9 protein-coding genes and 1 pseudogene are annotated in these 9,966 nt (G+C 53.6%); 4 read left to right on the top strand and 6 right to left on the bottom strand.

The annotated features are described in order from the left end of the window. Positions 1-557: IS1595 family transposase (locus PGX04_RS08270; RefSeq protein WP_273738068.1), on the top strand; the 557-nt coding region annotated here is incomplete at its 5' end. 624 nt (positions 558-1,181) lie between these two features. On the opposite strand, the gene PGX04_RS08265 is transcribed toward PGX04_RS08270, so the two are convergent. Then, on the bottom strand, positions 1,182-1,688 hold the full coding sequence (locus PGX04_RS08265; RefSeq protein WP_273738067.1) for a GNAT family N-acetyltransferase: 507 nt from the start codon (positions 1,686-1,688) through the stop codon (positions 1,182-1,184). 738 nt (positions 1,689-2,426) lie between these two features. On the opposite strand from PGX04_RS08265, the gene PGX04_RS08260 reads away from it, so the two are divergent. Next, positions 2,427-2,612 (top strand): rubrerythrin-like domain-containing protein, encoded by a 186-nt coding sequence (locus PGX04_RS08260; RefSeq protein WP_273738066.1) that lies wholly within the window; start codon positions 2,427-2,429, stop codon positions 2,610-2,612. 729 nt (positions 2,613-3,341) lie between these two features. Beyond that, the gene (locus PGX04_RS08255; protein WP_273738065.1) at positions 3,342-3,797 is read left to right on the top strand and encodes a transcriptional regulator; all 456 of its coding nucleotides are present in this window, start codon (positions 3,342-3,344) and stop codon (positions 3,795-3,797) included. 100 nt (positions 3,798-3,897) lie between these two features. On the opposite strand, the gene PGX04_RS08250 is transcribed toward PGX04_RS08255, so the two are convergent. The 5 genes and pseudogenes from PGX04_RS08250 to PGX04_RS08235 form a co-directional block, all read right to left on the bottom strand. Beyond that, complete coding sequence (locus tag PGX04_RS08250) at positions 3,898-5,688, bottom strand: DEAD/DEAH box helicase family protein (RefSeq protein WP_273738064.1); 1,791 nt, start codon at positions 5,686-5,688, stop codon at positions 3,898-3,900. Then, the gene (locus PGX04_RS08245) at positions 5,592-6,233 is read right to left on the bottom strand and encodes a hypothetical protein (protein WP_273738063.1); all 642 of its coding nucleotides are present in this window, start codon (positions 6,231-6,233) and stop codon (positions 5,592-5,594) included. The genes PGX04_RS08250 and PGX04_RS08245 overlap by 97 nt, the downstream gene beginning before the upstream one ends. A 61-nt stretch (positions 6,234-6,294) precedes the next feature. Next, positions 6,295-6,831, bottom strand: coding sequence for a DUF8128 domain-containing protein (locus tag PGX04_RS08240; RefSeq protein ID WP_273738062.1), 537 nt, complete (start codon positions 6,829-6,831; stop codon positions 6,295-6,297). Positions 6,832-6,863: 32 nt separating this feature from the next. Then, a pseudogene (locus PGX04_RS35020) lies at positions 6,864-6,971 on the bottom strand (hypothetical protein); the annotation flags it as partial. A gap of 1,230 nt (positions 6,972-8,201) precedes the next feature. Further along, complete coding sequence (locus tag PGX04_RS08235) at positions 8,202-8,975, bottom strand: IclR family transcriptional regulator (RefSeq protein WP_273738061.1); 774 nt, start codon at positions 8,973-8,975, stop codon at positions 8,202-8,204. Positions 8,976-9,116: 141 nt separating this feature from the next. On the opposite strand from PGX04_RS08235, the gene PGX04_RS08230 reads away from it, so the two are divergent. Next, a partial coding sequence (locus tag PGX04_RS08230; protein WP_273738060.1) for an acyl-CoA dehydrogenase family protein occupies positions 9,117-9,966 on the top strand: 850 nt, incomplete at its 3' end.

Raw genomic sequence — 9,966 nt, 5'->3', positions numbered from 1 at the left:
TCGCCAGAACGCTCGACGCGCCTTCTCTCAATCTCGTTGGCCCGGTTGAGATTGACGAGATCTACGTTACCGCGGGGAAGAAAGGCCGCGAGCGCGACCAAGAGTCGCGCTCGCGTGGTCTCTCGACACGTGGACGAGGAAGCTACACCGAAGACAAACCACCGGTGTTCACGCTCGTTGATCGCGGCAGCGACCACCAGTGCGTTATACCCGCGAAATCCGCCGACGAATCGACTGTGCGACTCCTCCTCGACGACCACGAGGAGGAGTCGCTGACCATCTACACTGATGGATTTCGCGCCTACGATCCGCTCGGGGACGACGAGAAATACCAGCGCGAAGCGGTCATTCACGGAGACGGTGAGTACGCGGATGGAGATGCACACATCAACACCTGCGAGAGCCACGCGTCGCTGGTGCGACGGTGGCTCTCGCCCCATCGAGGCGTCTCAAAAGACAAACTGACGCTGTATCTCAGGGCGTTTCAACTTCGACGGCGAATCCTCCGAAGACCCGGTGGAGAAGCACTCGAAGAAATCGTTCAAACCGTCCTCTGATCCACCAACAATGTTCTTCACATGAGCGTAAAGAGAATCAATGAATTTCTCATCCGTGCCCGGTTCTACAAGAACATTCTATCCTGTTCCTCGATCCAATTTTAGATGGTCAACAGCACGCTGGACCATGCCTGAAAAGAAACACTTCTGGAGTAATGGAACATCAGGAATAGCGAGTATAATAGCACCTATTACGTCAAGAAAGAGCCCTGCCGCCAAGATTGTATTGTGTAGGTGCCATCCGAGATAACTCCATAGATACAGAGCTAAAATACCAACGATAATTATAAGAAACGCAGAGTTCCGGGCTCGAGGAAGTTTGTGTTTAGTCATTCATAGAGCCAGATTGGACGTGGCCTGTAAATAATTTAAGAAGAATCCTTCATTTTGCTTGTTTGGGTAGCGCTCTCTCTGCTCGTTGACTGGGTCCGAACGGACTGGACCGTGGCGAACGGCCAGCACCGTGGCCGCCGCTGCTGGCGATCGGTGGACAGTCAGCCTGCAACGCTCCGGATGACAGTCCACTCGAGATCCCACGAGGAAGACTCCATATTTGGTCCTGTTGAAATATTATTCTTCAGGTATGATTCTATCTAAAATATCTATCACGTAGAGGATTAGAACTTACCGGAGGGGTTTAACGTACCTGTATTCCTCATACGTGTCTCCATCGAACTCGATTTTTTCTGTCTCGACCCGTTCGAAGTCGTGCAACTCGTAAAATCCCACACCCGCCTCGTTTTCCATAAGGACAGACAAGCGAAGTTCGTTCCCTTCCTCACTCTTCACATCAGCAATCACTGACTCAAGAAGGCGACTTCCAATTCCCCGGTTCCAGTATTCGGGCAGCACGTATATGCGGAATAATTCGAATGTTCCTTCCTCATACACAGGGTTTTGCCCAGCATTTGCAAAACCAACGAGTTCACCGTCACGTTCACCAACGTAGAATATCGTCTCCTCGATACTAGTACGGAGGCCATCGATCTCGTACCATTCATCAATAACGTTATCCACGGTTTCCTCGCCAAGGATATCATCATATGCCTTGTGCCAACTAGCACGTGAAATTGTTTGAATTTCCTCTGCATCAGCGGGTTCTGCGTTACGAATCGATAGCTGTACCCCCATACTCTATTCTATAACGAACTATAGTATAAAATGCCCCATCTGACATACCGCTGTGTTAGGTGTCTGCACTTCTTGCTAAGAGCGCCAACCCATCATCACTTGAGAGTTTCAATAAATCCGTTGTTTTCAGTCGTTTGGGCGTCTCTGGTGTCCGTCGAGGTCTGCACGTGGTGACAGTCCCACTGAATCGGAGCTCGCTTGACAGTCGCTTGTTGCTGCTCGAGTTCAGTGATACGCTAGTCGCTAGGGCTGACAGTCCCCCTGTCGCGTGTCGACCGGCGCACACAGCGTCATGTCGCTCGTGGACAGTCCCACGACGTGGCGCGGACCGCTGTTGCTGAACTCGCGCGAGGTGGCACCCCAGAGGTGCGCTCGAGTCGGCACCCAACTAGTGCGGTCACGGTGGCACCCAGATACTGCCGTCACACCGTCACCCTAGTCGTGCGTGGTACTGTTGGCACCCAGCAGTGCATCAAGATGAGGTAAATTGACCTGTGTCGCTCACGTCGGCACCCCAGATGACGGTAGCACCGGCTGGCACCCCCACGCTGACTCTTTGCGTCTTTGTCGGCCTATTTCGGCAGCAGAAGACTGTCCGGCCCTATCGAAATCCTATTCTTCAGACGTAATGTTGTCTGAAACAGCTGTTACATAGAGATGCGAACATAACGCTGTGAGTTCTATCAAATACAGAAGTTGAAATTTGGAGATCATACCGAGGATAATTTGATAATTATAATGGAAAAACTCATTATTTCGGAGAGTATAGTTATAGATATGCGTGGGGAGAACACATACGAGAAATCACCGCCCTACACATACGAGTGTATGGAGTGTGGACACAGAATGACGGCAGACCACCAGCCGATGGAGTGTACAGAATGCGAAGGTGAGATGCTCAACCTCAGCAAACCACAGGAGTGATCCGTCGTTCAGAGGGGATATGAACTGAGCGTCAGGTTCACTCGTTCACCTGTACTTATCGCTGAGGGTGCCAACCTGTTACCAGTTGAACATTCCAACAGAGCCGACTGTTCTCACTCTCGTCGGGAGAGACCTGTGCTGTGCTGTCCTAGCGCTGTCGCTATCGTTACACGGTCTCCGGAGCTCCGCTGCTCGAGTTCAAGAGTTCGCAGTTTCTCGCTGTCCTGGATGGCGGCGCTGTCGGCGCTCTCGGTGCTCTTGGTGCCTGTCCCCTGCTTCGTGTTGCCCTTTCTTCTGTCGTCGGCTTTTCTGAACTCGCTGGTTGCATTACTGGACTGTCCTCCGTTCTCATTCCGGCTGTCTTCCTCGCCATCGATCTCTGGTGGACTGTTCCACTGCTAACCCACTCGAGTTTCCTCTGACTCTGTGCGCCCGCTGGGGTGCCCCTGGTCACGTCATCTCGTCCTCCCTCTCTATTGAGATCTATTTGGGTGCCCTCCTCTGCTGTGGTCGTGACATGATTAGTTCCACTCGTGTCGGATTCTGCTGCTTGGCTAACCCTCTCGCCGAATTGCTCTAGATACTGATACGTCTATGATTTTTTGCCCGGCTGGCTTGAGGCCCCTGTGGTTTGATTGGTTCCTTATTGGTCGGCGTTTCTGGGGGAGCTGGATAATATCGGGGTAACCACTAAGTAGATAGGCATTATCTATAGGGTGTGGTCAATGTATGAGTTCCGAGAGTTCGGGCAAATTCGACGAGATTTCTGAGCAGATCACTGAGGATCGTGGAGCGCTGCTCACGGCTCTGAGTCGATCGGATAGTGACGAACGTTCGACGACGGAGCTCCGCCGTGAAGCAGGGATCCCGTCGGGGAGTATGAGCTACCACATGCAGACGCTCGTTGATCTTGGGCTAGTGGAGGTCGTCGGAGAAACTGACGGGGAAGGAACGATCCCGGCGAACGTCTATTCCATTACCTCGCTCGGGCAGGAGTTCCTGGACTCGAGTCATTGGCGCTCGTTCCCGACGTATGATGATATAGAGCGACTCGAGAACCATGTGAGTAGCCTTGAGGACGAACTCGAGACTCTGAAAGACGTCGTCCGTCGCGGACTCGGTGATGACCTCCGGACGATCATCAGTGAAGAAGTCGAGAAGGAGTTGGAACAGCGGAAGCGTTAGTCGAGTGGTTCGAGCAACCCGTCAAGCGTCCCGGTTTCTTCGTCCTCTTCCGGATCGTCGTTTCCCGTCCCATTAGCGCCGAGACTCTCAAGTGGGATAGTCATGCCGTCAATGTAGACTTGGAGCGAGTCGCCATCAGATGGCACAACAAGGATGTGCCAGCTGTCGCCGCAATCCGGTAGCTCGCTGTCGTCGAAGATGTGCTCGGGAATGACCGGGGTTTTGACCGTCCGAAGGTTCTCGGTCGCTCCAGGATCGACCGAAGGGTACCGGTCGTCGGTGAAGATGCTCTCCACGTTGGGAAGCAAGCGTGCTCTTCGCCGGAGCTATCGCGAAGGATGTACTCGCCAGTCCGTTCGTTGCGAACCCAGACGTCTTCGCGAGCGCTGTCACGATAGATTTGCTCATCGTCGATACTCAATGGGTGCAAGTTGTAGAAACGCGTCTCTCCGTCCGGCTTGTGGTTCTCGTGCGCACCTAGTGGCTCTTCAGCGAGCGCCTTCCATACGTTCGGTGCGATCGACTCGCGGGCGATGAACAGGCATTGCTCTCCGTCGTTGACGGCACTGGCGAGATTCTTTATCGTTTGGCCCTGTTTGGTGCTCCCAGTGGCCTTCTCGGCTTCGATCGAGACGTTATTCAGGTCGGTCAGCTGGGTAAGCACAGGCTCTTCGTCTTCAAACTCATCGACTCTATTGGCGATCTCTCGAGCAGATGCCGAGTCGTCTAACTGCAGCGCATCGTCTAGGTTAGCCGTCGCGTCAGGCATGTCTGAGCCGTCTTGCTGGAGAATATCCACCAGAAGCCCGGTGTCCATCAGCGGATCATAGGCGTCTCGAAGCAGCTGCTTGTGACCTTCACCGCCGTTGTTCTCCTGGACGCTTTCATCGTCGTCAGTGAGGGAGTTCCCGCCGGAGAAGATAGCCTGTTTCCCCTGCTCGGTGCATCGAACGTATAGCTTCCCGCCACGGTCCTCTCGTTCGATCTCACGGGCAGAGAGGTAGTCCAGAGCCGAGGAAACCTTCGATGGAGTGGAGACGTCCACATCGTGCAGGTAGTCGTCCAGGCGCTCCGTAACGTCGTTTAGGAACACAAAGCCATCGTCGGTTCCCTGTCGGAGCGCTTCGTCGTAGATCGCCTTACACACTCGAGATTGTTGCCATGGCGTGAGGGTCGTACTCTCGGCTTCTTGTCCACTTGGTGTCCCGAAGAAATGGGATTCGTCCTTGATCTCTTCTGCTGTCTCCGGGATCTCCCCATACCGTTCTACGGACCGACGCTTGAGGTCGATCACGTCGGTATCGCTCATGAGATTGGCGTTGCCTACTTCGCTCCGTACCTCGCGAACGGGCGGGAACGTGTTGACACGGTAGCTATGGGTAAAATCGTCGTTATCGTCGTGGGTCCGCATGTACATGGAGTACCGCGAGAGATTCGAGAGGTCCGAGTCGTCGATCGTATGCTGGCCGGCGATATACTTCGCGTCCTGTCCACTGGTTCCGAAGCTAACGAACGTCTCAATCTGACTCTCGACGGCATTCGTGAGGCTCTCGGGGAGCTGGTAACTCGGTGCCTGACAGGCAAGGACGAACCAGAGCCCATAGCCGCCAGCCTCAGAGAGCATTTCATCGACGTTGGACTCTCGAGTTACCGCCTTGTCGAACTCGTCCCACACGCAGAAGAACGGATCTTCGTTCTCGCTCATCTTCTTCGCGTTGTAGAAGCGCCGAACGAGCGGCGTCGTGATGAAGTTCTTCTCGGTCTCCCCGAGCGAGGGATCCAACCGTAGGACCGCTATCTTCCCATCATCGACGATATCCTGAATCCGGATCGTCGGTTCTCGAGTCGAGAGCATGGTCCGGAGCGTCGCATTGTGAACGACGTTATCCATGCGGCCAGCCAACGGCTCGAGGTCAGCGTCTTCCTTCTCCTTGATCCGTTCAGCCGTCTCCCAGATGAAGTGGACTGTTCTTCGTTCATCCAGTCGGCGAATTGTTCGAGGTTATCCTGAGACGAGCATGCTGCAGCAAGATCGACGGGAGTGCATGTCTTCCCCGATTGCGTCATCCCCCGGATCAGCGTCCGCGTGACGCGACTCATAAGCGCTCCCCAGTAGTTATCGGACCCGCCGGTCTGGGCGAACGCAGCGGACATGTCGTCGGCCAAGCTCTCGACGTAACTCGAGTGAGCGACTGATCCCGGCTCAAGCTCGTCGGGTACCTCGAGCAGGTTGAACCGAACCATCTCCTCGAAGCCATCACCAGTGTCGATAAAGACGAAATCCTCTTCTGGCCGATCCTCCGGCCACTCGGCAATGAACTCCTCATCATCGTCGTCCTTCCCGAGCGTAATCACGAGCCCGCCGTAATCGCGCTCCATGGCCTGAGACGTGAAGTTGGTGAGTAGCGTGGATTTCCCCCTTTCGAGTCCCGCCACCGACGAACATGTGTGCGTTCAGCGTGTGCTCGTAGATCCCGGCTTCAATGCCGTTCTTTGATCACCAGCCGAACCAGAACGGATCCCCTTTGCCTGACGAATCCAGCATTTCGAGTTGCTTCTCTTTGTTACTCGCCATCGACACGCCGGCATCTTCAAAGTCGAATCTGGCCGTGCCTGGAGGGATCCCTTCGCCGGGTTTCGAGAGTGCCCAGTCTAGGTTCTGCTGGTTGATCTCAACGTTCGGGACGTGGATGATCCCGGCGGCTTCGGACTCGGATTTGACGATTCCTCGGTCTACCCACTCGCGCTTTACGAGTCGATCTAGCTCTTGGCGGAGGTCCTTGTCTTCCAACGGGACTGGCTCAAACTTCTGCTCTGTGGCTGTCTCGTAGTAGTTCTCGAATTGAGTCGCGGCCTTCTTCACCCGCCGACGTGCGACCGTTTCGTCCTCGGAGACGGCGAAGAGACGGATATTGACGTTCCATGCCCGATCTCCGTGCTGATCCCGGATGATCTTCGCGGCCTTCTTCTCGATATCGGACGGCGGATGCTCGATCGTCGTTCTCGTGAAGAGTCGTCGCTTCTTCTCAAACACGGTTGATTGAGATTGTGAGCGATATCATCCACGTTCGGCCCGTCGTTGATGCCGTGGACCCAGTCTCGAGGTTCCGGACGGAACACGATTTGCATGAGGACGTTGGCCGTGGCTTCACCGTCTGCTCGAGAGTCCTCGATCGCGCTCGTAATGCCGCCGAACGGATCCCGGCGGAAGCCCTCAAGGTCGGGTACATGCCCAGTTCAGAGTTGGTTTTTTACTCCGGAAATTGTTCAACTACAGAGGGTCGTTCCTGCGGGTCGATCTCGAGCGCCGCGACGTGACCCGGCGGATCTGTGATCGGTGTGCCGACTAGAAGGCCGATACGACGAGTGCAAGACCTATACCACCGAGAACGTCGCTGCAGCGTGGGACCGGCGGGCCAGAAAGAAGGCGGTCAGCGGAATCTGGCCGGCGAGTACGAGTGACGGCTTGTATCAATCGATGACGGAGCCCGATTTGGGTGTTCAAATTAGAACGATAGCCTCTCTGTCGTATCGATAAGATCGAGTTAGGTTTTGTGGAGCGAGAAGTAATATCGCGACTGTTGATAAAGCCCGATATTCAGCTTCTATTTTGTAGGTACTCACTTTTGGATACAGTATTTATTTTTGAGAGTTCAGTGTTAAGCAGGTACGCTTAACCATTCATGACTGGGTTCACAAAGCCGATCTACAGTCCAACGATGGCCGAAGTCCGAATCACGTTACGATCAATGAGGCCATGATCCAACTCGATAATAAGCGATATTGGCTGTACACCGCAGTTGATCTCGAACAAATAATTTGCACCATATAAAACTCGTAGCGGATAGAACGAGCGTTTTTCTCATGTGTTCTTCACCGGACTACACAAGAATCATAACATCGATGGTGCTGTACTTCTTATTAATACAAAAACAATATTCCAAAACGATTTCTCTCCATACGATTTCGATTTCAGATACGGATGTTACGGAGATCGAAACTATATAGAATGTATCCTTCAAGAGATTAAGTGAGAACTCTCCTCTTCTTTAACTGTTTAGTATTACCAAGACAGAAACTGTCGATGAGTGGCTAAAATTATTCGCATGGAATCAACTTATCTGAACACACCTGTATCGGCGGAATCATGTCCAAGTGCTCAATCAGACAGAAGAGAGTGGGAGCGCGCCAGCCATTCAATACTGCAAGTCGCGAGTCGGCGCTCAATGCCGTAGATATCGTTATCAGTGAGAGAACGATCAGAGAAGCAGACCAACACCGACCGGCTCTTTTTCGGGCAAGGACGGGCCGACAAGTACGCTTAGTTCTGTGTAAGTGAGGCAGTAGACAATCATTACAAACATATTCTTGTAATAGATCGCCTTTCGCCATGAGAGAACGAACTCAGTGTTGATACATCAGCTGTAGCTCGAGTTCATTTGCCATCTCAATGACGGTCTCGGCGTACTCTTCGTCGACTTTTCGTTTCAACTGTTCGTTGTTCGGGCCAGCTAGAGTGAGCGCGCCCACTCGGTTGGATTTCGGCGCTTCGACGGCAGCAGCGACGGAGAGGACGCCGTCAATTCGTTCCGCTTCGCTCGTCGCGTAGCCGCGTTCGTTGATCGTCTCCAATTCGTCAAACAGGTCCGTTCTATCAATGATCGTGTTCTCCGTCTTTTGCGGCAGTCCGGTTACGTCGATGATTTGTTCGACCTCCTCATCCGGCAACGTTGCTAGAATCGCTTTCCCCGAGGCATTCTGATGAAGCGGATATCGATTACCGAGTGGTACTGTCCTCCGGAGTCCGTACCGGTCACTACTGACACACGCAAAGATTCCGTACTCATCTTCTCGAACGACGAACGCAGTGTTCTGTTCCGTTCGGTTGTCCAACTTCCGTACGGCGGACCGCGCAAACTGACAGAGCAGATCCTGATCGCGGATCTGTCCGCCAATGGTGAGGAACTTAAATCCGATCTCATACCGTCCGTCTTCGTTTTTCACGTAATTGTCCGCAACCAGCGTCTGTAGGTGCTTGTGCACAGCACTTTTCGACATCTCCATCTCGTCTGCAAGCTCCGTAACACCCATGCTGTCGTTTTCTCGCAGGTATTCGATGATTCGCAGCAATCTCTCACCCGACTTCACAATGCCGCTCGAATCAGTTTCGTCGTTCATATTCCTAGCTAACATCATACTACTACTTCAATGTTCTCGCACAGTGAACAGGTTTTTGTCTCCTTTCCCTGGAGATATCTGTGCCTCAGTTGCTGAAAACACGCTAAGGTTAATATGGCTGTATTGTGAATAAGTACCACGATGCAGTTTGAGCTGACTGATACACAGCGTGCTATCCGACAGGCCGCACGTAATCTCGCCGAGGATCATTTCGACGAGGACGCGTTCACGTGGGAAGGAGAGCATCCTGAGGAGAACGGGAAAGTCCTAGCCGATCACGGCTTTCTCGGGATGACACTACCTGAGGAATACGGCGGTGGCGATGCCTCATGGATGGAAGCACTAATGGCCATGGAAGGAGTCGGGGCAGTTTGTCCCGACTCAGCAGCACTCATTCGGGAGACGAATGTCGGAAACGTACAGATCATCGCGAAATTCGGCACCGAAGAACTCAAAGAAGAGTATCTCCCGCCAGTCTGTAAGGGCGAATCGTTTATCGCCGTCGCGATGAGCGAACCCGAACATGGCAGCGATGTCACCCACATGGACACGACCGCCGAGAGAGACGGCGACGAGTACGTGCTGAATGGGCGGAAGGCCTGGGTCTCCGAGGCGGATCGAGCCGACGCATTTGTCACTTATGTCCGATTGTCGAGCAACGATATCGGATCGCTGCTCGTGGACAGCGACACACCCGGGCTCACTGTTACTGATCCTGACGTCAACATGGCCGGCGGCTCGCAGAGCCAGTTGTTCTTCGACGATGCTCGCGTTCCCGTCAAGAACGAACTCGTCACCGGCTCCGATTCGTTCAAACGGACGATCAAGACCTACAATGTTAACCGAATTACGAGTATGGCCGTCAACTGGATCACGGCCAAGTGGGTCTTCGAGGAAGCCCTTGAGTACGTTCAGGAACGCGAACAGTTCGACCAGCCCATCGGCGAATTTCAGGGCGTTTCCCATGAGATCGCGGACATGGCCACAAAGC

It is taken from the genome of Natrinema soli, from assembly GCF_028618695.1.
This window is presented reverse-complemented; position numbering and strand designations above follow the sequence as displayed.

Bases quoted from the DNA above. Each gene is read 5' to 3' on its own strand.
- PGX04_RS08265 (WP_273738067.1), bottom strand. From the start codon at position 1,688: ATGGGGGTACAGCTATCGATTCGTAACGCAGAACCCGCTGATGCAGAG.
- PGX04_RS08260 (WP_273738066.1), top strand. From the start codon at position 2,427: ATGGAAAAACTCATTATTTCGGAGAGTATAGTTATAGATATGCGTGGG.
- PGX04_RS08255 (WP_273738065.1), top strand. From the start codon at position 3,342: ATGAGTTCCGAGAGTTCGGGCAAATTCGACGAGATTTCTGAGCAGATC.
- PGX04_RS08250 (WP_273738064.1), bottom strand. From the start codon at position 5,688: ATGGATAACGTCGTTCACAATGCGACGCTCCGGACCATGCTCTCGACT.
- PGX04_RS08235 (WP_273738061.1), bottom strand. From the start codon at position 8,975: ATGAACGACGAAACTGATTCGAGCGGCATTGTGAAGTCGGGTGAGAGA.